Source organism: Desulfovulcanus ferrireducens (genome assembly GCF_018704065.1).
Classification (GTDB): domain Bacteria; phylum Desulfobacterota; class Desulfovibrionia; order Desulfovibrionales; family Desulfonatronovibrionaceae; genus Desulfovulcanus; species Desulfovulcanus ferrireducens.
Map to the genome: position 1 here is coordinate 19988 of NZ_JAGUQP010000009.1, position 26366 is coordinate 46353.

Genomic DNA, 26366 nt, shown 5'->3' on the forward strand with positions numbered 1-26366 from the left:
GGCGGGATTTTTTTATTTTCGTTACCCGGGCGCATCCGCTATTTGCACTGATTTTTGAAAAGCCTTAATTTTGGCATTGCATCTGCTGATAGTTGTTTTATCTTTTCTTGTTCATATTTAGCAACATTCTGTCATAATTAAGTAATTAAACCTGTGCAAATGCTCTGTGCAGGGGTAATAACCCGGAATCTGGCGACAATCAGGATAAGGAATCCCATATCCACTGACCATCCTACCTACTCAACTACTCAACCCGAGTGCATCCGATGGCTGCACCTCCGTCCCTCTTATCCCGGATAGGTGGACTTTTTTTGAAGTAGGCAAAAAGACTCTGGACAATTACAGCCATTGGGCGACCAAAATAGAAATCAAGTTCCCGGTCAGATATCCTCGCTTTTTCCTTAAGGGTCAGGCGGAAACTAGTGTCATAGGCCAGGGTTTCATTTATTTTTTGCAAGGTATCTTTTTGGTTATCCTTGTTAAGCTTTTCAACAAGACGCGCAGCGTCAGTCACAGAACATTTTTTTTCGTATTCCAGAATCAAGTCAGCCATTGCAGAACCCTGTTTAATGAGCATGGAGCGGTTTAATCTCTCAAAGTCATAGATCTTTTCAAGTTCCCTGGTATCCCAGCACTTGAGCACACGGCACTGTAGGGGGCGATACGCGTAAATAGTGCAGCTTTTGCGTGAGGGTTGAAAAAAGATACAGGTGTTATCTTTGGAAGAAACAGACCTTACCTTGATCAGTTCCTGGTCTAAGAGAATGATTTTGTTTTGGACATTGTCCCACATGGGCTCGCCCTGGCGAAAAAGGACAAGGTCGGATTTTTTTATTTTTTGGCTCCTGACAAGCTCCAGGTCTTCCAGGTGAAGGCTGGGCCCACCTTTTAAGCAACATGTCCCGCATCTTGCACATGAGTCTTGATAGGTCATAATGTCAGATTACTTTTGCACTCCCCCTAAGTATGGGGGGGAGTGCAGGGAATTTTGGTTTTTGCCGCACCCTTGGCGAGAATGTAGTGGAATCAGCTATTCAAAACTAAATCCTTTCTTGAAAAGTCTCAAGCAAGCATCAACTATACTAGCCTCATAGATGATACCCCTATTCTGCGAGATTTCCTCCAGGGCCTTATCTATACCGAGCGCCGGCCGGTATGGCCGGTGGGATGCCATGGCCTCGATTACATCTGCCACGGCTATAATTTTGGCTTCCAGGAGAATATTTTCGCCGGTCAGTCCTGAGGGATATCCGGAACCATCCAATCTTTCATGGTGTTGAAGCACGATTTTGGCAAGCGGCCATGGAAATTCTATGTTTTTCAGTATATCATATCCGACCTGAGAGTGCGTTTTAATCATACTAAATTCGATTTCGGTTATTCGACCCGGTTTACTGAGAATTTCAGCAGGTACATATATCTTGCCTATATCATGAACAATTGCGGCCATGTAAACAGCCTCAATCTGATTCTCTGGAAGGTCCATCTCTTCGGCTATGGCCCGGGCAAGCTTGGCCACCCGCCACTGATGGCCGGCAGTGTACGGGTCCCTAGTTTCAGCAGTCAATGCCATGGCTTGAATGGTTCCCTCCATGGCTCTTTGCAACTTGTCCAAGCTCTGCTCAAGCTTTGCTTCGGTGAGCTTGCGTTGGGTGATGTCTCTCGCGATTGCCAGTAAGCTGGTTATTCCTTCTTCATGTAGCGTACTAACATTATTATCCAAATAAATCGTCTCTCCGGACTTGGCCAGACCTCGAAATTCGTAGTTTTGGGAAGTATCTTCGCCGGCCAATGCTTTTCTGAAATTTTCTGTAACCATATTTAAATCATCAGGATGGACCATCTGGCTAAAATGCAAATTTTTCACTTCATCAACCGAATAGCCTGACATTTCATAGAATTTAGGGTTGGCATAATTTATATAGCCAGAATCATTTAAAACTACTACGGCGTCATTGGCATTGTCGAGCAAGTTTCGATATCTTTTTTCCGATTCTTTTAAGACCCTGTTTACTTCTTCCAACTCCACCATTTTGTCTTCCAGCTTATTGATGAGACGCTCATTATATAGTTTTAAATAGACTGTCTCTTCTTCAACAGGGGGGATAACCGGGGCCTGAGCTTCCTTTTCGCGGTTTTTGATAACATCCTTTATGATTTCAATAAAAATATGAGGTTCTGTAGGTTTGATGATGTATCGTTCCGCACCAAGGCTCAAGGCAAATACTTCATCGTTGGGATCGGTATAGGTGGCAGAGTAAAAGATAAATGGGATTTTTTTTAGTCTCTGGTCCTTTTTTATCTCGCGGCAGAGCTGAAATCCATCCATCCTGGGCATCAGGACGTCGGAGATGATCATATCAAAATCGGTCTTCGAGATTTTTTCCAGAGCTTCAAGACCATCAGATGCTGGTTCCACTTCGTAGCCATATCCTTTCAGCAAGGATTCTAACATGTAGATGTTTTCTTTGCTATCGTCGGCAATTAAGATTTTCACCACATTCTCCTGATTTTTATTCAAGAATAAAATTTTTACAGACTTTGGCAAAGATTAATCAAGCCAACTTTCTAAAATATAGCTGATACTTTGTAAGGTATAACTTTTTTGCAAGGTTATCCCTTTTGGGATAGGCACTTCATCAAATAACAATTTTTCAATTTCAGACACGATTGTCAACCAATTCTTTCAGTTATTATTCTCTACTTTCGAGTCTGATGGTAAGAGTCGTTTTTGCAAGAGAGGACGGTGAAGAAGAGAGAGCTAAGAATTTTCGGAGCTTCAAATGAATATCTGGTAACGCTGTTTCTGAAAAATGAGGTCTGGGTAGATAACCATGTGTATCAAAGGTATTTTTCAATTTCAGACACGAATGTCTCTGGGTCAAATGGTTTTTCAATATAGCCCACGCAGCCAATAGCAAGTGCTTTTTCTCTATCTCCTACCATGGCATAAGAAGTAAGCGCGACGATGGGAATATGATGGATTTCGCTCATGCTCTTTATGCGCTTTGTGGCCTCATAACCATTTACCTCGGGGAGTTGTATGTCCATGAGTATCAAATCAGGCTTTTCCGTTAAGGTTTTATCTATTGCCTCCAGGCCGTTTTGAGCAGCGATGACTTTGTACCCCTTTTGTTCCAAAAGGAAAGTTGCCAAGTACAGATTCTGTTCGTTATCCTCAACTATCAATATCCTTTTCTGCATAACTACTCTCCTTTTCGAGCCTGAGAGGGAGGGTAAAGGTAAACTTGGAACCTTTTCCATATTCACTTTCCGCCCAAATCCTTCCGCCCAGTAATGTTACTAATTTTTTGCAAAGATAAAGTCCCAGACCAGCACCTTGATACCTGCGCTGCGCAGTACCGTCGATTTGACGAAAGGACTCGAAAAGATGGTTCATATTCTCTTTTTTGATTCCAATACCTGTGTCTGAAACGCTTACTTTCATATTTGCTTCATCAACTTCACACTCAATTCTTATCTCTCCTTGTTCAGTAAATTTTACTGCGTTGTTGACCAAATTTAGAAGAACCTGAAAAATTTTCTTTTTGTCGCTGTAGATCTCCGGTATTTCGGCCGGTATTTTCGTGTTAAGTTTCAAGCCTTTTTCTGAAATTATAGGAGACAATGTTTGAGCTACCTGAGATATAATATCCTCTATCCTAACCTGTTCTACTGCGGTTTCCATTTTGCCGGATTCAATTCTGGAGAGGTCCAGGATATCATTTATCAGGCTCAAAAGATGTTTTGCGGAAGCATAGACCATGGAAAGCTGTTTTCTCTGCTCTTCGTTGATTTCTCCGGTGATGCCCTGCAATATTATACCCACAAAGCCGATAATGGAATTTAGAGGGGTTCTAAGCTCATGGCTCATGGTGGCAAGAAATTCAGACTTGAGGCGGTCTATTTCTTTGAGTTTAGCGTTGGCCAGGGCTAATTCCTTGGTTCGTTCCGCCACCTTGGCCTCCAGTTCCTCATGTGCATTGCGCAGCACTTCTTCCGCATGCTTTCGTTTTTCTTCCATTTCAATATTATACAGGGCAAAGGCGATATCCATGGCAACTTCTTCAAGTAGCTCCAACTCCTCATCATTAAAGGCATCAGGGCGAGCTTCATACACATTAAGAGCACCATAGACCCTTTCTTCATAAATCAGGGGTATAGCCGCAGACGAGGCGTATCCCCGTTTAATTGCTTCCTTCGTCGAAGGTTTACACCGGGGGTTATTGGGGATGTCCCGCATGATAACAGGCTTCTTGGTCTTGATGGCTGTATTTGTTGGCCCTTTGCCCGTCTCTGAGTCATCCCGGGTGATCTTTACCGATTTTAGATAGTTCGCCTCCAAACCAGCCTGGGCTACGGGCAAAACATCTTTACTTTCTGCCTCAACCAACCCGATCCATACAAGTTTATAGTCTCGTGTCTGATTTAGGATCTCGCAGGCCCTTTGCAATAGCGTTTGTCGATTCTTCTCGCGCACAATCAATTGATTGATGTCCCTGATCGCCTTTAAAACACGTTGAAGATGTCGAATGTGCTCATCTGTTCGTACCTTTTCTGTGAAATCTTCCTGGATTACGACGATGTTGGAGCGCTGTGGATCACTGGTCGGAATGGCGAATAGTGTCGTATAAAAATGCAAGGTTTGTTGACGCGATGAGTTCTGTTTAGTTGTTGGTACGTCCAGGTCCTGGCGGAAGCGGACAACTTCGCCGGCCCAAGCACGTTCAAAATAAGCGAGAAGTGGTTTTTCGGCTTTGTTGCTGTGGTGATAGATGTTGTATTTACGAACGATCTTTGCAGCGTCATTTACCCCAAACAGTTTCATTGCTGCCTGGTTAATATAAATGATCGTCCCATCTCCATTACATATCCAGACACTATATGGGGCGTTGGCAATAAGAGATTGGACCATGGACTCTTTTTCCTGCAGGGCCTCTTTTGCCTGTTGCAGTTCGATAATAATACGTTTTAAAAAGAAGATGGCTAAAAGTGCCATTACGCTAACAATTAGCCCCGGAAGCTCTTCTATTTCACCTGTGACAAGAGTACGCCACGAATCATCTCCTTTCATCAATGTTAAAGTTTGACGCATGGCCATTAATCCCAACATTAAGGTCATAAATCCGATGCGCCAATCTTTAGTGCGGCGTAGTATAACAAAAGATAAGAACATTGCGCTCAGGCGAATTATTATAGAAACAATAAGAATTAGGCTCATAAGGTTTTCGTTCCCGTTTATACTTTAGAATTTTGTTATAGAGTCCGTGACAAACCTTTTTATCAAGTTAGTTTCCATGGTTTACTCTAGTCTTGGTTTCTTTCTTGGATCCATCTAAAACTTGCTTGCGGACAGAGCATAATGGGATTTTTAGGATAAATGAATATTCTTTTTATTATACCTAAGTTTAGCGATTTTCACTCTATGGGTGAGATTGCCACGGACAGCTTCGCTGCCCTCGCAATGACAATCTCGCTCCTGTCATTGCGAGTGGAACAAAGTGTAGCGAAGCAATCTCAAAGTTTGAACTGCAAGGAAATCGTTCAATTTAAACTATAGATAGTTATGGTCAATATCGCAAAATATTTAGCCCATTCATCCCGATGCTCTGTTTTTCCGCAAGCAAAGTTCAAGATTGGGTTACCCAAGCCGTTTGTAATGCATTCCAGAAACCAAGACTTTCAATCAGCGGTTAAAATGGGGTTTGGCCACAGGCTCTATAGGGGACTCATTTTTGAAGTTGTTCCTTTGCCTCATCAAGAAGAGCAATCACTTCGTCGTCCGTAGTCTGAGAGAAATCCGTATAGTGTTCTCCCACGGCAAAGAATATTGCCGGTGTTTCCAGGCAGACAACCTCATCAACAAGTTGTTCCAACTCTTCTATTATGTCCGGTGGCGCCACAGGGACGGCGAGGATAATTTTTTTAGGTTCATCAGCCCTTAACCCCATCAATGCCGCTCTCATAGAAGCACCGGTTGCAATACCGTCATCAATGACAATTATTATCTTGTTTTTCAGCGGAGTCCGTTGTTTCTCTCCTCGATACATTTTTTGGCGTCTTTTCATCTCTTCAGTTTCATTGGCAATTTCTTCTTCCAGATAGGATTCGCTTACCTGGAGAGCGTTCATAATATAGTTGTTGAGGAAGACCAGTGGTTTTTTGGCTTCCACCAATGCGCCGATGGCCAGCTCTTTCTGTCCCGGAGCACCAAGCTTTCTTACAATCACGATATCCAGTGGAGCACGAAGTTTCATTGCTACTTCGAAGGCCACAGGGACTCCGCCTCTTGGAAGGGCAAGGATAACAGGGTGTTCGTCTTTATAGCGCAGGAGTTTTTCTGCCAGCCGCTTGCCTGCTTGGCTTCTATCATAAAACATTTTTTATCCTTTTAGATATTTGACGAACCAATTCCTTGCCAGTTTAGCTACTTCTTCCAGCTTTCCCGGTTCTTCAAAGAGATGGGTGGCGCCGTGAACGATCGTTAGTTCTTTTTCGCAGGCGAGTTGATTATACGCTCTTTCGTTAAGCTCAATCACGCCAAAATCGTTACCTCCTACAATTAGTAGTGTAGGGGCTTTAACCAAGGAAAGGCTGCCTTCGGCCAGGTCCGGCCTGCCTCCCCTGGAAACAATCGCTTTAATGTACTCGTTTTTTGTAGAGGCATTCAGCGCAGCGGCTGCTCCAGTGCTTGCACCAAAGTAACCAAAAGGAAGCTTACTGACCCGACTATCTTTTTTTACGTAGTCGGTAGCATTGATAAGTCTTTTAGATAACAGTTCGATATCAAATACATTCGTTCTGTCCGCTTCCTCCCTATCCGTTAGCAGGTCAAAAAGCAATGTTGCAATTTTGGCCTTTTTGAGTAAACTGGCTACATAGTTGTTTCTTCTGCTATGTCTGCTGCTACCGCTTCCGTGGGCGAAAAGCACCAGGCCTATTGGGTTTGGAGGAACTTCGAGCAGCCCTTCTAGCTCAATTTCAGCCGCTTGGATAAAAATCAGTTCCTTGATGGGGGCTTTTAGACTCTTTTGCATGTGTCACCTTGACGATTTTTGGCAAAATCCATGGAGCCGGTTTTGGCGATTAGAGGGTGCATCCGCTAGTTGTTTTGATTACGTCATTCTGAGCAAAGCGAAGAATCTCGTTCGCTACTGTTAATAGAATCATCGGTGTTTCGCACCCTCAGAATGAGGAGAAGTGGAAAATATTTTTGAGCTAGAACAACTACCGGGTGCAGCACCCATTTCCAGAGGTAGTGGGCGAGCCCTATAACCACCTCATTTTTCTGAGAATGATGGATTCCACCTATTTTCTGCCGATGGGCATAAGATATAAGGCGTGCTCATCCTTTGACATTTTCATTATGTCTTCCACCCTTTCATCATTAAAGGCTCCTACCACAGCAACACCAAGGTTTAATGCTTCCGCTTGCAGAAGCACATTTTGTGCAGCGTGACCTACTTCAATATGCACGTAGCGAATTCCCCTGCGTCCGTACTTTTGGGTCGTTCGATATTCTACAGCGGAAAAAACTAACAGTGCTGCATTATTTTTCACCCAACTCTGGTTGAGCGCGGCTGTTGAGAGCTCACGACGTATATCGCCTTCCACAGTTTTTACAAGTTGATGTTCAAGGGGTATATATTTGTAAACGCCAGCGCTCAGATTTTCGACACTCCCTACCGCTATGTATACCTCAAGGGGATAAAGGGCTCCTGCAGAAGGTGCTGTCCTGAACCCGCCTGGGTCTGTTAATCCCTGTGCAGCCCACAACAGTTGCGATACTTCAGCGAGCGACAATGGCCCTTTTTTGAAGTTCCTTACAGAACGTCTCTGCTGCAAAGCATATTCAACAGAGAACCCGCCATTATAGAGAGGCCGAGGCAGTTTTGTTTTCTTCGTTGTTGTATGGAACATGGTATTGTTTCCTCATTATCTCTATTTCGACCTAGATTTGGTATCTGCCCATAACTCTCACTGTACTAGCCTGGGGGCCATGTTCGCCCTTTTCCTCATGAAACTGGACATTTGTACCGATTTTCAAGTCATTGAAGCTGTGGTTCAAGACGCTGTTCTCGTGGAAATAGATCTGTCTGCCGCCAGGTGTCGTAATCCATCCGTAACCTTCATCCAAGAATAGTTGTGAGATTTTTCCTTGAGGTACTACTTGGTGCGTTTTAAAATGTCCCTTGCGACGCCTGAAATAATCCCTTAGCTGGCGCTGCGCTGCGTTGAACGCATCGCGGACTGCCACATAGATATCCTCGTGGGCATGATGGAGATCAGGTCGCCGACTGACGACCAGTTCTCCATCCGGAACGGTGATGTAAATCCGTACATCGTAGAGATTGCCTTTGTTGTGGCGCTTATGCAAGGCTTCGACACTAACCCGACAGGTTATGATTTCCTTGAAAAGTTTGTCTAACTTTTCAACCTTCTCCCGGACATTTGCTTCGACTGCCAAGGACCTGTCCAAATTACGAAAACTGATCTGTAAGGGTGATTGCATAGTCTGCTCCCCTTTTTAAAAATACGCGATGAAGCGCTTTTGAATAATTTAAGGATGATAGTCTTTGCCTAACCGCCGCTACACGACTCTCCTTTTTCTTAGTGTTGTTTGAGAAGATTATTCTGATGGCCGAACATTATTTTGGGCCTTGATAATGCTCGGCCCTACCTTTTTTCGACTTAGCAATAAATTTTCAGAGGTCATCCGAGACTTACCGCTGCCAATAGACCCTTATGCTTTTTTCTCCTTCTCCGTATTGAAACGAAAAATCTCCTTTGTAAGATCGAGACAATGCTTCCCCGATTCGTCGGGCAATATGAACCCCGGTTGTCGTTACCAATGTATGGTCATCTTCGTTTGTAATTAACATAATTCTTTCTAGGGGATGTTCGCCTTTCTCCATTTCCTCTACGTTGCGAAGAAGGTTTAATATTTCGTCCCGGTGCCCTTCAAAAAATTCTCCTTTTATTTGGATGTAGCCAGCAGGGTAGTTGTCAGCACAACGTCGACAGGCAGGACAAACCATTTTGCTTGTGTATTCTCCTGTTTTTTTCCATGTCCAGCGTCCATTTACAAAGAGGGCACCACATTCAGTGCATAGACTAGGTTCCGGCCCGCGGTTTTCTTCGTAAACATCATGCCGGTGTTCTTTGATTAACTTGTCATTTCTTCCGTAACGGCCTTTATTCATGGTAGTTCCCCCCTTGGTTATTCGGGTTTATCTGCAGTTATATCGCCTGACTAGCAGTGATGATTAAGAGGTTATAAAATTCTAAGTTGGAATTGGAGTTAGATTTCAGCTGGCATCAAAGTAATTTTTCGAATTGCAATTAGACGACAGTTAAATAGAGTAGGGGGTGATTTCTGGTCATTTCAAAAAGTTTGCTGGTCATTTAGTGCCGTGCCTCAGGTGATAAAGGTTAGGTGGTTCGTTTTTTTACGGGAAAGGGCCTTTTTTTTGTTTAAGCCAGGTCTGTCTGTTCGCGGGATTTTGTGTCTGTCTTGCTGAATGAAACGTTATTGCAAGGTCGTTCTATTAAGATAAAGTGCTGCGCAATCCATTGATATCCTTGTCAAACGAAAGAAATACAGATTTTCGAACTTAGAAAGGGTAATCAATTAAACTTCAGTTTTTGTCGTCGTTTGAGCCTGTATTTTATATATTAAGATAACACCGAATTAAGCTTATGTGAAGGATATAGAGGATTTTATTTTCTCTTACGGTAAAAAAAATTAGTTCAAGTGGGTGAACAGTGGAGGTTTTTCAGAAATTATGCGTTGGAGAGTAGTGATTGGAACCAGGTGGATAATGTTTCGGGGAAGAATTTTTACAGCTTAAAGAGCCTGTGGCCAAACCCTAATTTAAGCGGTGGTTGAAGGTCTTGCTTTCTGAAATGCATTACAAACGGCCTGGGTAACCCATCTTGGCGAAGCTTGCGAAAAAACAGAGCATCGGGAGAAATGGGCTAAACATTTTGCGACATTGCCCATAACTTTCGATAATAAAAAGAATATTTGTTTACCCAAAGTATCCCATTATGCTCTGTCCGCAAGCAAGTTTTGAGAACAGGTCCAAGTCTTTGTACCAGCATGAAAGAAACCAAGACTGAAATAAAACTTGGAAATTAAGTTGATAAAAAGTTCGGCCACAGGCTCTAAAGTTTGGGTTTGCATCAAGGCTAACGCTTCTCGCAATGACTTGGCATTCATCCTGTCATTGCGAGGGCAGCGGAGCTGCCCGTAGCAATCTCACTCATTGGCGAAAAATCTACTTTTATTTCATTATGCTTAATGGAAGAGTTAATTAAATAGTCTTTAATTCAGGCAGGCAAGCTTGATGTTAAAGTTTAGTCATTGCCATGAGAGCTGTGAGTACCTCTTATAAGATGAAATTTTCGTAGCACCTTCTCCCTCAATCCATCCAAGAGGCTATAGAGAATCGGAATATAGACCAGAGTGAGGATGGTGGAGCTTACGAGTCCGCCAATGGCCACTACGGCCAGCGGGGAAAGGCGTTCAAGTCCAAGGGCCTGCTCTAACGCCACAGGCAGCATACCGACCACGGTGCAGGCAACAGTCATGAGGATGGGACGAGTACGCATGCGAACGGATTGTTCGATGGCCTCAAGCAGAGCCATGCCTTTTGCCCTGGCCTTTTCGATGAAGTCGATCAAGAGTATGGAATTGTTCACCACGATTCCAGCAAGCAAAATCATACCCATGGAGGCAGGCATGCACATGTGACGGCCGGTCAGGAGGAGGCCCCACGCGGCCCCGATTAAAGCCAGGGGAATAGCGCCCATGATTACAATAGGATTGGTCCACGAACGGAAGGCCGTGGCCAGGGAGAAAAAGAGGAGGATGACTGCTACGCTTAAGGCCTTGGCAAGCCGCTGGCCCGATTCTCCCATCTTTTTTATTTCGCCTTCTTGACTTAGACGGTAGCCAGGAGGGAGTGGCAGCCCTTGCAGGGTCTTGGAAACCTGAGCCTGGATGTGACTGATTGCTGCTTCGCTCCGATAACCGTAGATGTTCACAGTTGGTTCAAGGTTCTGGCGTGTAAACTTCGTTCTTGTCTTGGTACGGGCAAGCGTGGCGATTTGGGAAAGGGGGATGGGCCCGGTCTTGGTTGTGATTTGTATAGATTTTATGTCCATCAGGCTGTCCCGTCTATGCGGGGCGTAGCGGATCCGAATCTGATAGCCGTCTTCGCCAGGAACGCGTAGAATCGAGGCCGGGCCGCCGTTCACAGCCGTTGCTATCTGGCGGCTGATCTCCACGGGATCCAGGCCATAGCGAATGGCCTGGGCTTCATCAACCTTGAGGACGACCTCTGTCCTGTCTCCTGTCCAGGAGCGGGTAACCGTGGTCAGGCCCCGGACTTTTCGCAGACGACGGACTACCTCATCTGCAAGGCTATCCAGGATTTTCGGGTCTGGCCCTGACAGCATAACATCCACCGGAGCTGCTATTGACGACAGGGGTGTCGCGCCGAAGTCGTAGACGTCAATGGACTTGAGCCCTGGAATGGTGGCTGCCTTTAGACGTACTTTCTCCTCCAACTCCCAAATGGTTTCCTTACGGTGAAACCGGTCCACGAAATGGGCAGTAATCTGGCCCTGTTGCGGGATGCGGCCGGTACCAAAGCTGACAACGCCGGGTTCGGAGCCCACGGCAACCGAGATGAGCTGCACCTCTGGCATCTCCATCAGGATGGCTTCCAACCGTTTTGCTATGGACTCTGTAGCTGAGAGCGAAGCGTCGGACTCGGCTTCAAAGTTGATCTTGATGATCCCGGTATCCATGGGGGGCATGAGATCCCGGCCTGCCAGTGGAAGTTGCCTGATGCTGAGGATCAAGAGGATCACACCGCCAAGGAGAAAGACGGCGCGGTGCCTGAGCCCCACATGGACGAGCTTGGCAAAAAAGTCTTTCATGGGCTCTATAGTATAGCGGTCCACCAGGGTCGCCAGGCGTTCGAGAGGATTTCGTTTTGAAGACCGGCCAACTACATATGGGGCCAGGAGCGGGATAATGGTCACGGATACGAGAAAGGAGGCCGCGAGGGTAAGGGACAAGACAGTAGTGAGCGGCCGAAGTATCTTCTCTACGTAGCCTCCGATGAACATAATGGGCACAAGCACGATCACGGTGGTAAAGGTGCCAGCCCAGTCCGCAAGGACGATCTCGTTCAGGCCATCCACTACGGCTTGGCGGATGGGTTTGCCCAGGGTAGTTGCGTGTCGTTCGATGTTTTCGATGACCACGATGCTGTCATCCACCAGGAGACCTACTGAGAGAATGATTGCGGTAAGGGTGACGATGTTCAATTCGTAACCCAAGAGATACATGCCGGCAAAAGCCATGCAGCAGGCGAGGGGAATAGATATGGCCGACAGAAGCGAGAGTCTTAGACTGGCCAGCACCAGGAAAATTACCCCTACGGTCATGATCACAGAGTCGCGCAGGGCATCGACCATATTGTCGATGCTGGTACCTATGAGTTCCTTCTGGGTGTCAGCGATCTCGAATGCAATTTCAGGGTACTTGGCCTCGATTTCTGGCAGGGCCTTTTCCACAGCAGCAATAGTGGTGGTGACATGTCCGGTTTCCGATCTCAATAGGTTTACGCCAATGGCAGGATGACCGTTTCCGCGAAAGAGAGATTGTCGTTCCCGGTAATGGGTGCGGACCCGGGCCACGTCCTTGAGGGAGATCTCGCCTTGGGCACTGCTTGCGATCACGATCTCTTCAATCTCGGCCCTGGTCAGCTTTTCCCCTGAGGTTTTCAGTCGGAACTGCTGGTGATCCTGGAGGATCAACCCGGCAGGGAGGTTGATGTTTTGTGACCGAATGGCCATTATGACCTGTTCCAGGGAAAGACCATGGGCATGGAGACGGCGAGCATCGATCTCCACCAAAAGTTCTGGAGAATATCCTCCAAAGACTTCTACATCTCCCACTTCCGGGATTCGAAGAAAGTCCTCACGCAGTTCATTGTCTGCAAGCTGGCGGACCTTTGACAAGTCCAGGTGCGTGCCTGGCTTGGGGCTCAGGGCCAGGGTAAAGACCGGCACTGTGGCGTCACTCACCTTAAAGATTTGGGGGGGTAAGATGTCCGGGGGAAGACTTGCCTCGATGCGTTTTATTGCATTGGCTACATCTGTTGCTGCAGCGTCCAGGCCTTTTTCGTACTCAAATTCCACCGCAACCGCGACCATCTCGTCCTGGCTCACCGAACGGACTTTACGGACGAGGCTGATAGAGGCGAGTACCTTTTCCAAAGGACGCGTGACTTTGTCCTCCATATCCCCTGCCGCTGCACCCGGCTGTGAGATAAGCACCACCACAGACGGGTAATTGGCGTCTGGAAAGAGGTTCAGGGGCATGTATTTAAAGCCTATCAACCCCAGGACCGCTGTAATCAAGACAAGGGACGCAACAAGGTGGGATCGTGAAAGGACAAACTCCGCAAAATTTTTGTGTTTCATTGCTTACCTTACCTCGCTACTGGGTGCACTTTTTGGCCTGGGTGAAGCCGCAGCAAACCGCTTTCTCCGGCCACCACAACGCGAGCGTCTGCTGGAATGTCTCCATCTACACAGGCCTTCTCCGGACCTCTGGCAAGCACGGTAACAGGAAGTACGCGAATGGTATTTTCTGCGCTTACCAAAAAGAGATACGATGCATCGGTCGTTTCAAGCAGAGCCCGGGTCGGGACGATCCAGCCGTGTACTTTGCTGGTAATGAGTTCAACCTCTACTGTTGAGCCTGTGGACAGGGAAAAAGGGCGCTTTTTAAGGTCGATCTCTACTGTGGGTAAAACAGCAGATTTACCTTCCTCGGATTGAATGGCAGGGTGCAGGCGACTGATAGCCGCTTTTATAGGGGTGTTCTCTGTTGGGCCGAAGATGAGGGCCTCTCCACCTACACGGAGCTTTGGGAAAACATCCTGGGAGACCTTGACCTCGACAGTATATCCGGCTTCCGGGGCCTCCATTGAGAGGATGGGTTTGCCAGGAAGTGCAAGGTCTCCGGGTTCTTGGAGCCGGGCCGTTATCATTCCGTCAAATGGTGCGGTGAGACGGGTATATGAGAGTTCAATTCTGGCGGTGTCCAGTGCCCTTTCAAGGTTGATGACCCTGGCCCTGGCAGCGATTTTTGCATCTTTTGACCGGTCAAGAGCTTCCTGGCTTAGAGCCTTGGCCTCAAAAAGTTGTTTATCTCTGGCATAGACGTTCGTCTGGGTGACTAGAGCGGCCCTGGCAGCCTCTAGTTCTGCTTCAAGTCCGACAATCCTGTTTCTTTGGGATCGATCGTCCAATAGAGCCAGGAGATCTCCTTTCTGGACCTTGTCTCCTTCCCGACCGCGGACTTCCACCAGGTGACCGGTGACCCGTGGGGCGATGTTAGCAGAGAGCTTGGATTCGATAGTTCCAAGGTAGCGTTCCTTGACAGCGAGGCTACCCTGATAGACCGGTGCTACCTCTACTGCCAGCAGGGGTTGCTGTGGCAAGGGGAGCTGGGACAGCTGAGCCTTGCGATGTTTGACAAGCAAAATGGCTCCCGCAATCAATGTCAGGGTCACGAGTATGGCCAGGGTTTTTTTTATCATATTATCTCTCCAAAACTTTTTTGTGTAGATTCTTTCGCCAACGAGAGTAAGACGCGTTGATTTTTCCAGTAGCCAGGCGATATGATACCGCGGCTGCCTGATGGTCATAAATGGCAGCCAGCTCGCTGGTCTGGGCATTGAGCCATGCTGCCTGGGCAAGAAGAACGTCGGTAACTGTGCCGGCTCCGGTTTTGTAGCGAAGTTCCTCTATACGATAGCTCTCCGCTGCGGTTTTTTTGGCTGTCCGGGCAAGTATAAGCCGGTGTTCAGCTTCTTTGAGGGAGGAAACAGCCTGGAGGACCTCAGCCTGGGCCCTGAGACGAGTTGCACGCAAATTTTCCCGGGCAGCCATAAGCCGGTGTTTGGCTTCACGAACCTGGCTGGATATCGTTCCGCCACTAAAAAGGTTGAGCGTCAATGACACCCCGGCAGACCATACCTCTTCGTTTCCCTCCAGACCACTTCCGGCCCTCCGGCCATAGTCTCCTACAAGGTCTAAAGAAGGAAGATGCGCTCCCCGGGCGATCTTAACAGCGGCTTCTGCCTTGCGAACCTCATTTCTGGCCCTGCGAACATCCGGCCGATCCTCTATCATCCGGGCCACGTCTTCGCCTGAAAGGTCTATTTGTGCAGGGGTCAAAGTCCCCTGTGCGTCAGGTTCTCGCCTGGGCTCCCAGCCAAGGAGCATGGCCAGAGATTGCCTGGTTCGACGCTCCGCTTCCCGGGTCTTTATCAATGCCTGTTCCTGGGTGGCCACTTGCGTGTCTAGCTGCATGAGGTCCACTGGGGCTATCCTGCCTACCTTGAGCTTTAAAGCAGCATCATCCCGGGCTTTGCGAAGGGCAGCCAGGGTCTCTTGCTGTGCGTGGCGGAGAGCTTTTAAGTAAAGTATCAAGTTGAAAACATTTGTGACATTGGACACCAAGTCTTGCGCTTTAAACTCAAAATTGGTTTTGGCAATGGCTTTCTCTATGTCGGCAATAGCGGTCAGGCCCCTGAGACGGCCTCCATGGTAGATGGGAATCTTAAGGTTGATGCCCGTCCTGTACTGATCCCGGCTAAAAACCGGAGTTTTTATGGGGGCCACTGCTGCCGGGTCACTTAGTCGCTGATACCCGGCATAGGCGTCTAATTGTGGCCAAAGGCGACCGGTCGCGCTCCTGGTGGCCGCGCTCGCAGCAGACATTTCGTATCTGCTAGCGCCTAGCACAGGGCTTTGGGACAAGGCCGTGGCAATGGCTTGCTCCAGCGTCAGGACAGTTTTGGCCTGTGCAATAGGGGCGCAGGCCAGCCAACACCCTAATAACACAAGTGACAAAGCTCGAAAAAACAGACGTCTGGTCTTCATATGATGAGGGACAAGTGTTCTATTAGTAAGTGTTAACTGACAAACATTTGTGACCATAAAAAACTCCGGAATAATGTTTTAAAAAACATTTACTCATCATCCCTCAGGTATTTTTAGGGGGAAGGACTCCGCGCAAAAAGCAGCGGCTTATAGCCTCTGCAGCTTCTGACGGCTCAAAGGCCTCCGGACCTCCTGTGGTGAGGAAGTGTCGAGTAAGGGCGCCTTGAATCATCCCGATGAGGCATGTGGCGCAAATATCTGTGTCCAAGTCTTTGCAGAAGTGGCCGCTGGCCATGCCTGCCTGAAGAAGTGTTTCCACAAGGGTCTTGTAGGCAGTGAAGATCGAGAGCATGGCCTTTCGCAGCTCGTCATCGTGGTGATAAATAGACTCTGCCAACAAGATGAGATTAACCCCCCGGTGGGTCAAAAAGTAGCGGAGGGACTCACGTATAAAGACACGGACTCTGTCTACAGGCGACATTTCGCTGCCTAGAATCGGTGCCAATTTTGCCAGCAAACCCTCCCGGACATACGCATAGAGCTCTACGAGCAGGTGATGTTTGCTATCGAAATGTCTGTAGATGGCAGCTTCGGTTACACCTAGTCTTTGCCCAACCCGTTTCATGGTGAGCGCTCTGCTTCCCTCGCGGGCAAGAATTTCAAGGGCAGTGGCCAGCACCTCTCGTTGGCGATGAGTCCATGTTGTTGTGGTTAACATAATGTTAATATATCCTAACCTTTAAAAAAGCAAATAGTGTCTTGGTTGTCTGTTTCAAATTTTATTTAAAAATTTCATATAGTTTGCTTCTATTTTTATTTCTATGTCTGGCCTGACTCTTTTTATGTCTGATTTGCATTTTCCTTGGGCAATGGCGAGTTCGTTGGTTGATATTATCAATAAAAGTAAGGTTAGTTTGTACTAACATCCCAAAAAAAGCAAGCCCAAAAAAGAAAATTGTGGCCAAAAAATGATATTTTGACTTAAGTCAATGCAGCGCACAATTTTCCATCAATATAGATAATTAAGTTTTAAAATAGTTAATTGTTGGCAAAATAATTTAAGGAGGTACCGTGCGAACAGACTCTTTTTCCCTGGATATATGTCACGGCCTTAGTGGGGGCAGCTGTCCTAATGTCTTGCCCTGGAATGGAGAACTTGAGACGGAATTAAAACGGGTTGTCCTGGAAAGCGGATGGCCTGGATTTCTTAGGGGCTGGATCAACGGTCCTGTCAAGGCTCATCAAAAATTCAAGATCAGCGTGGCTGGTTGCCCCAATGGTTGTTCACGTCCACAAATTGCCGATTTTGGTCTGATAAGGGCCAGGAAGCCAGACTTTGTAAAGGAGATATGCATAAAGTGCGGGCTTTGCGCCCAGACTTGTGATGAAGATGCAATTGAGCTTTTGAATGCTGGGCTCGTATTTGAAATAAATAATTGTCTTTACTGTGGGGCATGCCAGAAAATATGTCCAACTCAGGCCATTCTTCCCGACAAGGATGGGTTTCGCATCGTTCTAGGGGGTAAGCTTGGAAGACACCCAAGACTGGCGTCCGAACTTTCAGGTATATTTGCCGAAGAGGAGGTTTTAAACATTCTGGGTAAAGCCCTGGTCATGTATATGGAGCATTACCAACACCTGAAAAGATTTGGAGATCTTTTTGACCTTTTTGGTCAGGATAGGGTATTGAAAAAGTTGGTGTAACCAAATGGGATTGTCAAAAATTATCAATAGGAGATAATCGAATGCATCTCTGGCTTGTTCCCCCGATTTTGAGTCTGATCTTGCTTTCGGCCCATGCCTTAAGGGCAGGAGACTTGGGCCTGTGCATTGCCTGGATTCTCCTTTGTCTTTTATTTTTCACCAAAAAGCGTTGGATCAGATATGTTTTGGCTGCGGGTTTCACCTTGGGGGCTTTTACTTGGGTGGAAACTGGAGTCCAGCTTGTTCAGTTCAGAATGGCTTTTGGGCTTCCTTGGCTCAGGCTTGGGCTGATTATGCTCACTGTCTTTGGGGTTACGGTTTTTTCCCTTTTCCTGATCCTTGGCCAAAAAGGACGACTTTTTTTCTCGGAAGCAGTAGAGATAGGACCAGCCCAAGGAGCAGCTTTTTTGCTCACAACCCTGACTCTTGTATTGGCCAGAACAAAGACCAGTTTTCCTATACTTCTTGCTGATCGTTTTCATTTGAACATGGGGTGGGTAGAAATTTTTTTTCTTGCCTTGTATGCAACATGGATTACTGGAAAAATGCTCGACCCTAAAGCGTCTATTCGGGTTAGGCCGCGTATCTGGGCCCTGTTTTCCCTGGTCTTTTTTCTTCAGCTTTTCCTGGGGCTTTTAGGGATAGAGGAAATGCTCATGACCGGAAAACTGCATTTACCCGTGCCAGCATTGATCCTGGCAGCACCAATTTATCGTGGGTCGGGCTTTTTTATGCTCACCCTCTTTACGATAACTGTTCTTTTGGTAGGCCCGGCCTGGTGCAGCCACCTATGTTATATCGGGGCCTGGGATGATGTGGCCAGCCGGAGGGTTAAAAAGATCCGGCATCTTCCTAAATGGGCCAAAAGGGCACAAATATTCAATCTTGTTTTGGTTGTTGCAGCAGCTTTGACAATGCGTATTCTGGGCTCCCCCTGGACGCTGGCTTTACTCTCGGCTTCCATTTTCGGACTTGTGGGAGTAGGGGTCATGCTCTTTGTGTCCTCTAGAAGGGGACAACTGGTTCATTGCACAATGTATTGTCCCATGGGGCTGGTGGGTAATGTTTTAGGCAAGATTTCACCCTGGAGGATAAAGATTGATTCAGAGTGTAACAAATGCGGCAGATGTTCAAGCATATGTCGGTATGGAGCCTTGACTGGTGAAGATTTGGAAAAGGGTAGGCCAAATTTATCCTGCACACTATGCGGAGATTGTCTTGGGGTCTGCAAAAAGAAGCATATTTATCTAAAATTTCCAGGTCTATCCCCTGGACTGGCCAGGAAAGTTTTCGTTGTCATGGTCGTGAGTCTGCATGCGGTTTTCCTGGGAGTAGCCAGGATGTAATCACTCAACTTTCGGCGTTCGCTCCGAGTTTGTTTTTAAGTTTTGGAGGATAATATTGTGCCCTATTTAGGCGCTCACATGTCCATCAGCGGCGGACTGTATAAGGCGATACAACGCATCCAGAAGGTAGGAGGCAGGGCCCTGCAGATATTCTCTAAAAATCAAAGACAGTGGCACTCCCCTTCCTTGACTGAAGAATCCATTCAGGCATTTAAAGAAGAATGGCAGCAATGGGGCGGGTATCCCATTGCCGCGCACACATCTTATCTCATTAACCTGGCCGCAAAAAATAAGAGTGTACTTAAAAAATCTATTCACGCTTTTGCTGATGAATTGAGAAGAACCGCGCTTCTTGGCATCCCTTTTCTGATTACCCATCCGGGGTCGCACGGCGGGGACGGAGTGGAAGTAGGCTTAGGAAGGTTTGTACGCCATCTTGACCAGGCCATTGAAATATCAGGGAAGCAAGGTGTAACGGTCCTTCTGGAAACAACAGCGGGTCAGGGAACGAATCTGGGTGCTAGTTTTCAGGACTTGGCCTTTATTCTGGAGCAGTCTAAGTTTCAGGAAATGCTTGGGGTCTGCGTGGACACTGCCCACATCTTTGCCGCGGGCTATGATTTACGTACTCCAGGAGCCTATGCCCAGACCCTTGATTTGTTAGAAAAAAATATTGGCCTGGAAAGGATACATTTTTTTCATCTCAATGATTCGAAGACAGGGCTTGGTTCACGCAAGGACAGGCATGAGCATATCGGACAGGGGCAAATTGGCCTGGAAGGATTCAAGCTTCTCTTAAATGATCCCCGTTTCCGTGAGCATCCCATGGTCCTGGAAACCCCAAAAGACAAGGATTTACATGAAGATATAGAAAATCTTAAGGTTCTTAACTCCCTGATTTCGAAGTAAAAAGACTTATAAGAAGCGATTAGGAAGGTTATAAAGTTTGTGCCCAAACCTTAGTCAGACAGAGGATAAGTTTTCATAATTTGTCGGATGTTGATTGTAGGCATCTTGAAGAAGTCTACAAAGAAATAAGCAAGATGTTAAACTTTAAAAGAGGGGTTCAAGTAAGAAATCCTTACCCCGTAGCCCTTAATCCCTACCCCTTAAACTAGACAGATGCAGGTACCGGATAGGCCCGATGAGAGAAATACTATAAGCTAGTCCGCTAATTTTATAAACAATGGAAAATTTCTTAATGGCGTGTTCGCAGGCAATTGTCGAAGGCATATAAAATAGTAGATAGTTATGAAAGAGGACTAGGAAAAGTAATTTTGAGAATATTTGGACAAGACAAATTCGAGACAATTAGACAAGAGGAGCGATTTTTATAAAAAAAGGGGTTAGGTGATTTGACCTAACCCCTTTTTTTATTCTTTTTATGGCGCGCCTGCAGGGATTCGAACCCCGGGCCGACGGCTTAGAAGGCCGTTGCTCTATCCAGCTGAGCTACAGGCGCTAAGAGAACTCTTCATTTAATTTCAATTAAAAAAAAGGTCAAGATAAAATAGCTAAGATTTTTTGGGAGATAGATTTTTAGCAAGCGATTTTCAACCAACGGGTGAGATTGCCACGGGCAGCTTCGCTGCCCTCGCCTGGACAATCTCGTCCCTGTTATAGCGGATTGAGCAAAATAGGCGAACGAATCTCACACTTTAAATGGCAAAAGAACGCGTAAGTTTGGTAAATATAGTGTAATCGACAATGACACAGCAAGACAATCGCGTGGTACGCTGTGTCATTAGGGTATATTCATTGTCCATTTTAATAAATACTTGAACGTTATCTGATATTTTGTTGACTAGTTCTATATCTTTTAATTACAACACTCTTAGTCTTGTGGGTTACAAAATAAGAACTTCATAATTTATTAATCCATTTAATGCGTATTTATATTTATAGTTAATAAAGGAAATATTGTGAGCCTGGGAGGGATTCATGGTTAGTAACCATAGCCTTAAAACAACAGAAAAAGAAAAAGACAATAAAATCAAGGGGCTATTTTCTCTCCAGACCGTATCAAAAGTAGGTATTGGAACCACTCAGAAAAAGGATATCCAGAAAAAGTATTGCTTTGCAACTGAGATTGATGATGACATGGTTGAGATCAGGCCCCTAAATGTTGAATTAGTTCCTTCCAGCTCAAAGAAAATCATTTCCAAAGATGAGTTTCTGAATAAGTTTTTTCCTGAGCCAGAGTTTTATATGCAAACAGTTTATCCTAAAATGTGCGAATTAAAGAAAACCATTGCCAGGGCTGAGCGACATCGTAAGCGGGGAGAAACCTATAGTGCTGAGTATGAGTATAAGAATGCATTAAAGATTGATGAAGAAAATATCAGGGCAAATTTTGGTTTGGGGCTAACTTATCTGGAAAGAGGTGACAAAGAAAAGGCCAACAACATATTTAAGCGATTGGTCAAGCTAGATGCCGCTTTTGAGCTGAAACACAAGCATTTGTTTAATGAGTTTGGAATAAATTTGCGTAAACAAAAGATGTTTGAACAGGCAGTTGAGTATTATGGACGGGCACTTGAGCTTAGCCCGAATGATGAAAATTTGCATTACAATATCGCTCGGGCGTATTTTGGCCAAAATAAAATTGAACTGGCATTAACGCATTTAAAAAAGGCCCTGGAATTGAATCAGGAACTCAAAGAGGCCAAAAAATTCATGGAATTTTTAGGTTGTTAACTGTTAGTCTAATTTTTAAAAGGTGCTTACTGTAACTTAAAGGTTAGTCTGGCAAGCTCAACTATATTATTTTCATATCATTTTAGCTAATTAACTTAAACAATATTTCCCCGCTCCTTTCCAGAACCTGCAGGTTATACCCCCCTTCGAGGGTGAAGATAATGGGCAAGGTTTTCTCTCTGGCAATCGAAACAAGAGTCTCAAGGATGAACCTTACGCCTTCATCTGTGACTTTCATGCCAGCCAGATAATCATCCTTATGCAGATCAAAGCCGGCTGAGACAAGGAGGATTTCTGGTTGGAATTTATTTATCAGACCAGGAAGAATTTCTCCGTAAATCTGTTTTATCTCCACATCTCCTGCCTCTGCCGAGAGAGGAATATTATAGGTATGTTCGTTGTTTTCGCTTTCGCTTCCAGTACCCGGATAGAATGGATACCGGTGAGAGCTGAAGTAAAACACATCGGGATTATTAGATAGGATATGCTGAGTTCCGTTGCCATGGTGAGCATCAAAGTCAATGATGAATACTTTTTTAAAGCCAAGCTCAAGGGCTTTTAGCGTTCCTGCAACTACATTATTAAAGATACAAAAACCCATTGCCCTGCCATGTTCTGCGTGATGTCCAGGTGGTCTTACTGCACATAAAACACAATTAAAGTTTTCTTTAAAGCAGAGATTCACTGCTTTTTCCACTGCACCTGCGGCCATGAGTGCGGCATAGTAGCTGTGTTCGTTGTAATAGGTGTCAGGATCAAGGTGTCCCTCAAAACTCTGGCATCTTTTTTCTACTTCGTGGATATAATTTTCATCGTGAGCAAGCTTGAGAAGGTGCATGTCTACAGGTTTACTGTCTAGAATGGGGATATTAAAAGAAGGAAGGGTTTTTAGAAATGCATGCAGTCTTGTTGCATTTTCAGGATGGGAGGGAAGATCATGTTTCAAAAAAATCTCGTTAAATATAACAGCAGACTTGAACACTTTAAATACCTCCGCAAAATATCGGATGTCGAATTTTATTTGTTTTGAAGTGGACAGCAATCTTTAATAGAATCGGTAGGAAAACACAACTGAACTCCAATAGTTTTTGAGCTCTTTTTTGTTTTTTGCGGCTATAATTTGCAATGGTCGCTTATGGCCAGATTCTTAAAAACAGTTAGGTTCCCGGTCCAAGTTGTTTGATTGGGAAATCAGCCCCTTGCTTCAAGTCCCGATGTCTTTGATTTTAATGCTGGTTTATTTTTAAATAAGCAGCCAATGAAGTCAATTCTCCTGTTGATATGCGAGCATAGTTTTTTTATCCCCCCCCCCATTTGGACATCTCCCCGGTTCACGCAAAAACCTCCTTTTTTACGCAAAAAATACATTTTTTTTCAATTTCGATTACACATTTTAGTTAAGTAACAAAAAGCAGGTGTATTTTTCAGCGATACGTGTGAAAATTTGCGTTCATGCGTGTTACTTAGGTAGCAAATTGGCGATAAAAAATGTTGACTTTTTAATTTTTTAAACATAATCGAGTAATTTTTTATAAGTTGTAAATGTGTCGTATTACTTTGGTTAGGAAATTATGCATGGTTTGGTAATTACAATTTGTGAAGGGGAACAGTGGAGAGCTTGAGGCGATCATTTTTTGTGGTTCGCTAGGTGTGCTATTTCTATCTAAATTCTACAAAACCTCTAGTATGAGGTCTAAGCTTCTTTTTTACCCGAGAAACCCTATGCGTGCAGCCAACTATTTTATATTTATTTTAATTTTCTTCTTAGCCTGCAAGAGTGGGTTTGCTGGGGAAACACGAACCTTTATCGATGCCAGGGGGCGTGAAATCCAGCTCAGCTTGCCTGTCCGAAAGGTAGTTGTTCTCAGTGCAAATGCCTTGGAAGTTATGCAAATTTTACAGGCAGAAAATCTTGTAGTCGGAGTCAGCGATTACATCCACCAAAAACCGCGGTTGTGGTCGAAATTTCAGGATCGGCCAGTGGTTGGGCGTTGGAATGAGCCAGATTACGAATTGATAGCTACCCTCCGGCCTGATCTGGTTTTGTGTTACGGGCGTTTTCCCGGGCTTGAGGCTGAACAAAAATTGGAGCCGCTGGGAATCCAGGTGCTTCGCCTCGATTTTTATAAAATAAGCGCGCTGCCCAGAGAGGTGCAAATTCTGGGCATGGTTTTAGGGAAGCAAAAGCAGGCAGAAGTATTTTTACAATGGCATGCTCAAAAAATGGAGCATATCGAAAAATTGCGCAGAAAAAACTCACCAGGTCCAAAGGTCTATGTTGAAAGCTTTTCTGACTACCAGGTGATGGGACCGGGGTCTGGTGGGTATGAACTAAGTATTTATGCCGGAGCTCGTAATATTGCTTCTGCATTTTCTACATCGTTTTCTAGGGTTAGCCCTGAATGGGTATTGAGCAAAAATCCGGATGTTATCGTTAAGATAGCTTCGATAAAGGATGCCTATGTATGCGACAATTCAAAAAAATTTCGAAAAATACAGAAAAATATCATGGAACGTCCTGGCTGGAAATTCACCCGTGCAGTGCAAGAAGGCAAAGTTTATGTATTGGCGTCAGACGTTGCAGGGGGACCCAGGGCTGCAGTGGGAATCGCTTACATGACCAAATGGTTTTTCCCTAAAGTAGACTTAAATCCTCAGGAAATGCACAGAGAGTATTTGGCGGATTTTTTAAAGGTGCCATACCGTGGTTTTTATGCCTACCCAACAGGGAAGTGAAGACATGAGTACCTCCAGAAGGCTTCCGGCTTCATATGGGTTAACCCAATATAGGCATCTGATCAGGCAAAGAGTCGTGCTTCTTTGCATCTTGGCGGCTCTGCTCGTGTTGATGGGCATGGTCAGTCTCTGTGTAGGTAGTTCAGCTCTTGGCTTGCAAGAAGTGTTCGCAGCTCTGTTTGAGCAATCGACCGTATCAAGTGTAATCATCTGGAAATTGCGCCTGCCTCGAATCGTTATGGCTTTTCTGGCCGGGTGGGGTCTGGCCTTGGGCGGGACTGTCTCCCAGGCTATTTTGCAAAATCCTTTAGCTTCGCCGTTTACACTGGGAGTAGCTTCAGGAGCAGGCTTTGGAGCCGTAATTGGTATTGTTTTCTCAAACGGGCTTTCCAGGGAAATAGTTGCTGCCAGTGCCTTTGGTTTTGCCTTGCTCACATCTTTACTTATTTATGGGGTGGCTCGCTTGAAAAGCACCTCATCCGAGACCTTAATCCTGGCCGGCGTGGCCATCATGTTCCTTTTTTCTTCGCTTACTTCCTTTGTCCAATATACAGCAACTATTGAAGAAGTGCATGAAATGGTCTTCTGGTTTTTTGGCAGTCTCTCCAAAGTGGGATGGCCTGAAATCAGTATCGCCTGCCTGATGATCATTCCTCCCATTCCACTGGTGATGGCAAGGGCATGGGACTTGAATCTTTTGATGACCGGGGATGAATCAGCCAGTGCCCTTGGGGTCAATGTGTCCACCATACGGACAGGAGGCATTTTTCTGACAGCGCTCATGACCGCGGGCGTCATTTGTTTCACTGGTGTTATAGGTTTTATTGGGCTGGTGGCACCTCATATCGCGCGCATGCTAATTGGAAGTGACCATCGCTTCTTGATCCCAGCTTCTGGATTTGTGGGCGCAATACTGGTGGTGGGTGCTGACACGTTGAGCAGAACCATCTGGCCGCCACAAGTTATCCCAATTGGTATCATGACTTCTTTCCTGGGAGTCCCATTCTTTTTTTACCTTTTGATGAAAAAGGCTAGGAAATACTGCTAATGTTGCGGGTAAAAAATCTAAAATTTTCATATAAGCATCAGGAAATCCTTAAAGATATTTCCCTGGAAGCGCGTCCCGGAGAAATTCTAGCTATTATCGGGCCAAATGGTGCGGGCAAAACCACCTTGTTAAGGTGTATTCTCAATATTTTAAGGCCTGCCAGAGGGGTCATAACAGTTGATAAACAGGATCTTCTCCATATGTCCTCCAGGGAAAGGGCCAAACTACTGGCCTATGTTCCCCAGGCATACCCTCCTAAATTTCCCATGACAGTATTTGATACGGTTCTTATGGGGCGCAGACCTTACTTAGGTTGGCGTCCTGCCAGGGAAGATCTCAAAAAGGTAACCAGTATTCTTGAAATAATGGGACTGGACTCCTTTTCTGCGAAAGATTTTGATTGCCTAAGTGGAGGGCAAAAACAAAAGGTCATGCTGGCCAGGGCCCTTGTCCAGGAAGCCCGCTATCTGCTCCTGGATGAACCTACAAGCAGCCTGGATCTCAAGTATCAGCTCGAAGTGATGCAACTTCTTTGTCAAATCGTCAATGAAAAAAACATGGCTATAGTAGTGGCCATCCATGATCTAAACCTCGCCCTTCGGTTCTCCGACCGGGTGGTCATGATGCAAAACGGGACTGTATTTTGTTCCGGTCCGCCCGATAAAGTTATGAATCAGGACAATATTCGCACTGTTTATGGAGTAAATGTGGAAAGCTTCAGTAACCAGGGGTATAACTATTTATATCCTGTTAGTTCAATAACAAGAAATGATTATAGATAAATTTTTGTAGACATAACGTAATATTATAGCCGGTACTAACTATTGAGTAAATATTATGTAAATTAGGCAAGGTTAGAT

21 protein-coding genes and 1 tRNA gene are annotated in these 26366 nt (G+C 45.6%); 7 read left to right on the forward strand and 15 right to left on the reverse strand.

From position 1 onward, the window contains the following. Window positions 1-244: 244 nt before the first annotated feature. The 13 genes from KFV02_RS04580 to KFV02_RS04640 form a co-directional block, all read right to left on the reverse strand. Complete coding sequence (locus KFV02_RS04580; protein WP_252380358.1) at window positions 245-934, reverse strand: YkgJ family cysteine cluster protein; 690 nt, start codon at window positions 932-934, stop codon at window positions 245-247. 96 nt (window positions 935-1030) lie between these two features. Next, window positions 1031-2497: a response regulator gene (locus KFV02_RS04585; protein WP_252380359.1), complete on the reverse strand. Its 1467-nt coding sequence runs from the start codon at window positions 2495-2497 to the stop codon at window positions 1031-1033. 344 nt (window positions 2498-2841) lie between these two features. After that, the gene (locus KFV02_RS04590; protein WP_252380360.1) at window positions 2842-3204 is read right to left on the reverse strand and encodes a response regulator; all 363 of its coding nucleotides are present in this window, start codon (window positions 3202-3204) and stop codon (window positions 2842-2844) included. After that, window positions 3179-5221: a sensor histidine kinase gene (locus tag KFV02_RS04595; RefSeq protein ID WP_252380361.1), complete on the reverse strand. Its 2043-nt coding sequence runs from the start codon at window positions 5219-5221 to the stop codon at window positions 3179-3181. The genes KFV02_RS04590 and KFV02_RS04595 overlap by 26 nt, the downstream gene beginning before the upstream one ends. 508 nt (window positions 5222-5729) lie before the next feature. Further along, window positions 5730-6380 carry a phosphoribosyltransferase gene (locus KFV02_RS04600; protein WP_252380362.1) on the reverse strand — a complete coding sequence of 217 codons (651 nt, stop codon included), beginning with the start codon at window positions 6378-6380 and terminating at the stop codon, window positions 5730-5732. A 3-nt stretch (window positions 6381-6383) separates the two neighbouring features. Beyond that, window positions 6384-7037, reverse strand: a complete 654-nt coding sequence (locus tag KFV02_RS04605) for a dienelactone hydrolase family protein (protein ID WP_252380363.1) — start codon at window positions 7035-7037, stop codon at window positions 6384-6386. Between the two features lie 271 nt (window positions 7038-7308). Continuing rightward, the gene (locus KFV02_RS04610) at window positions 7309-7920 is read right to left on the reverse strand and encodes a SagB/ThcOx family dehydrogenase (protein WP_289510075.1); all 612 of its coding nucleotides are present in this window, start codon (window positions 7918-7920) and stop codon (window positions 7309-7311) included. A gap of 31 nt (window positions 7921-7951) precedes the next feature. Further along, window positions 7952-8512: an HPF/RaiA family ribosome-associated protein gene (locus KFV02_RS04615; RefSeq protein WP_252380365.1), complete on the reverse strand. Its 561-nt coding sequence runs from the start codon at window positions 8510-8512 to the stop codon at window positions 7952-7954. A gap of 211 nt (window positions 8513-8723) precedes the next feature. Next, window positions 8724-9203, reverse strand: coding sequence for a BCAM0308 family protein (locus KFV02_RS04620; RefSeq protein WP_252380366.1), 480 nt, complete (start codon window positions 9201-9203; stop codon window positions 8724-8726). 1156 nt (window positions 9204-10359) lie between these two features. Continuing rightward, on the reverse strand, window positions 10360-13503 hold the full coding sequence (locus KFV02_RS04625; RefSeq protein WP_252380367.1) for an efflux RND transporter permease subunit: 3144 nt from the start codon (window positions 13501-13503) through the stop codon (window positions 10360-10362). A gap of 8 nt (window positions 13504-13511) precedes the next feature. Next, window positions 13512-14627 carry an efflux RND transporter periplasmic adaptor subunit gene (locus KFV02_RS04630; RefSeq protein ID WP_252380368.1) on the reverse strand — a complete coding sequence of 372 codons (1116 nt, stop codon included), beginning with the start codon at window positions 14625-14627 and terminating at the stop codon, window positions 13512-13514. Window position 14628: 1 nt separating this feature from the next. Continuing rightward, the gene (locus KFV02_RS04635; protein WP_252380369.1) at window positions 14629-16032 is read right to left on the reverse strand and encodes a TolC family protein; all 1404 of its coding nucleotides are present in this window, start codon (window positions 16030-16032) and stop codon (window positions 14629-14631) included. Window positions 16033-16078: 46 nt separating this feature from the next. Continuing rightward, the gene (locus tag KFV02_RS04640) at window positions 16079-16693 is read right to left on the reverse strand and encodes a TetR/AcrR family transcriptional regulator (RefSeq protein WP_252380370.1); all 615 of its coding nucleotides are present in this window, start codon (window positions 16691-16693) and stop codon (window positions 16079-16081) included. Window positions 16694-17046: 353 nt separating this feature from the next. Here KFV02_RS04640 and KFV02_RS04645 point away from each other — a divergent pair, with 353 nt between their 5' ends. From KFV02_RS04645 to KFV02_RS04655, 3 genes are read left to right on the forward strand one after another with little or no spacing between them, the layout of a single operon-like run. Further along, window positions 17047-17679, forward strand: a complete 633-nt coding sequence (locus tag KFV02_RS04645; protein WP_252380371.1) for a 4Fe-4S dicluster domain-containing protein — start codon at window positions 17047-17049, stop codon at window positions 17677-17679. A gap of 41 nt (window positions 17680-17720) precedes the next feature. Further along, on the forward strand, window positions 17721-19025 hold the full coding sequence (locus KFV02_RS04650; protein ID WP_252380372.1) for a 4Fe-4S binding protein: 1305 nt from the start codon (window positions 17721-17723) through the stop codon (window positions 19023-19025). A gap of 57 nt (window positions 19026-19082) precedes the next feature. Next, window positions 19083-19934: a deoxyribonuclease IV gene (locus KFV02_RS04655; protein ID WP_252380373.1), complete on the forward strand. Its 852-nt coding sequence runs from the start codon at window positions 19083-19085 to the stop codon at window positions 19932-19934. A 476-nt stretch (window positions 19935-20410) separates the two neighbouring features. Here the strand turns inward: KFV02_RS04655 and KFV02_RS04660 are convergent. After that, a tRNA-Arg gene (locus KFV02_RS04660) sits at window positions 20411-20487 on the reverse strand. Window positions 20488-20966: 479 nt separating this feature from the next. On the opposite strand from KFV02_RS04660, the gene KFV02_RS04665 reads away from it, so the two are divergent. Beyond that, on the forward strand, window positions 20967-21722 hold the full coding sequence (locus KFV02_RS04665) for a tetratricopeptide repeat protein (protein ID WP_252380374.1): 756 nt from the start codon (window positions 20967-20969) through the stop codon (window positions 21720-21722). A gap of 82 nt (window positions 21723-21804) precedes the next feature. Here KFV02_RS04665 and KFV02_RS04670 read toward each other — a convergent pair whose 3' ends face one another. Continuing rightward, a complete protein-coding gene (locus KFV02_RS04670) occupies window positions 21805-22704 on the reverse strand; it encodes a histone deacetylase family protein (protein ID WP_252380375.1) in 900 nt (299 codons plus the stop codon). Between the two features lie 740 nt (window positions 22705-23444). Between KFV02_RS04670 and KFV02_RS04675 the strand changes: the two genes are divergently transcribed. The 3 genes from KFV02_RS04675 to KFV02_RS04685 are packed head-to-tail and all read left to right on the forward strand — an operon-like array spanning window position 23445 to window position 26288. Further along, window positions 23445-24458, forward strand: a complete 1014-nt coding sequence (locus KFV02_RS04675) for an ABC transporter substrate-binding protein (protein ID WP_252380376.1) — start codon at window positions 23445-23447, stop codon at window positions 24456-24458. Then, window positions 24436-25506, forward strand: coding sequence for a FecCD family ABC transporter permease (locus KFV02_RS04680; RefSeq protein ID WP_252380377.1), 1071 nt, complete (start codon window positions 24436-24438; stop codon window positions 25504-25506). Before KFV02_RS04675 ends, KFV02_RS04680 begins: the two co-directional genes overlap by 23 nt. Then, window positions 25506-26288, forward strand: a complete 783-nt coding sequence (locus tag KFV02_RS04685) for an ABC transporter ATP-binding protein (protein WP_252380378.1) — start codon at window positions 25506-25508, stop codon at window positions 26286-26288. The genes KFV02_RS04680 and KFV02_RS04685 overlap by 1 nt, the downstream gene beginning before the upstream one ends. The last annotated feature ends 78 nt before the right edge of the window (window positions 26289-26366 follow it).

Excerpts from the sequence above, each read along its gene's own strand:
- KFV02_RS04600 (WP_252380362.1), bottom strand. The coding sequence starts at position 6,380 with ATGTTTTATGATAGAAGCCAAGCAGGCAAGCGGCTGGCAGAAAAACTC.
- KFV02_RS04615 (WP_252380365.1), bottom strand. The coding sequence starts at position 8,512 with ATGCAATCACCCTTACAGATCAGTTTTCGTAATTTGGACAGGTCCTTG.
- KFV02_RS04625 (WP_252380367.1), bottom strand. The coding sequence starts at position 13,503 with ATGAAACACAAAAATTTTGCGGAGTTTGTCCTTTCACGATCCCACCTT.
- KFV02_RS04635 (WP_252380369.1), bottom strand. The coding sequence starts at position 16,032 with ATGGTCACAAATGTTTGTCAGTTAACACTTACTAATAGAACACTTGTC.
- KFV02_RS04640 (WP_252380370.1), bottom strand. The coding sequence starts at position 16,693 with ATGTTAACCACAACAACATGGACTCATCGCCAACGAGAGGTGCTGGCC.
- KFV02_RS04665 (WP_252380374.1), top strand. The coding sequence starts at position 20,967 with ATGGTTAGTAACCATAGCCTTAAAACAACAGAAAAAGAAAAAGACAAT.
- KFV02_RS04595 (WP_252380361.1), bottom strand. The coding sequence starts at position 5,221 with ATGAGCCTAATTCTTATTGTTTCTATAATAATTCGCCTGAGCGCAATG.
- KFV02_RS04580 (WP_252380358.1), bottom strand. The coding sequence starts at position 934 with ATGACCTATCAAGACTCATGTGCAAGATGCGGGACATGTTGCTTAAAA.
- KFV02_RS04610 (WP_289510075.1), bottom strand. The coding sequence starts at position 7,920 with ATGTTCCATACAACAACGAAGAAAACAAAACTGCCTCGGCCTCTCTAT.
- KFV02_RS04675 (WP_252380376.1), top strand. The coding sequence starts at position 23,445 with ATGCGTGCAGCCAACTATTTTATATTTATTTTAATTTTCTTCTTAGCC.
- KFV02_RS04605 (WP_252380363.1), bottom strand. The coding sequence starts at position 7,037 with ATGCAAAAGAGTCTAAAAGCCCCCATCAAGGAACTGATTTTTATCCAA.
- KFV02_RS04590 (WP_252380360.1), bottom strand. The coding sequence starts at position 3,204 with ATGCAGAAAAGGATATTGATAGTTGAGGATAACGAACAGAATCTGTAC.
- KFV02_RS04620 (WP_252380366.1), bottom strand. The coding sequence starts at position 9,203 with ATGAATAAAGGCCGTTACGGAAGAAATGACAAGTTAATCAAAGAACAC.
- KFV02_RS04650 (WP_252380372.1), top strand. The coding sequence starts at position 17,721 with ATGCATCTCTGGCTTGTTCCCCCGATTTTGAGTCTGATCTTGCTTTCG.
- KFV02_RS04685 (WP_252380378.1), top strand. The coding sequence starts at position 25,506 with ATGTTGCGGGTAAAAAATCTAAAATTTTCATATAAGCATCAGGAAATC.
- KFV02_RS04630 (WP_252380368.1), bottom strand. The coding sequence starts at position 14,627 with ATGATAAAAAAAACCCTGGCCATACTCGTGACCCTGACATTGATTGCG.
- KFV02_RS04680 (WP_252380377.1), top strand. The coding sequence starts at position 24,436 with ATGCCTACCCAACAGGGAAGTGAAGACATGAGTACCTCCAGAAGGCTT.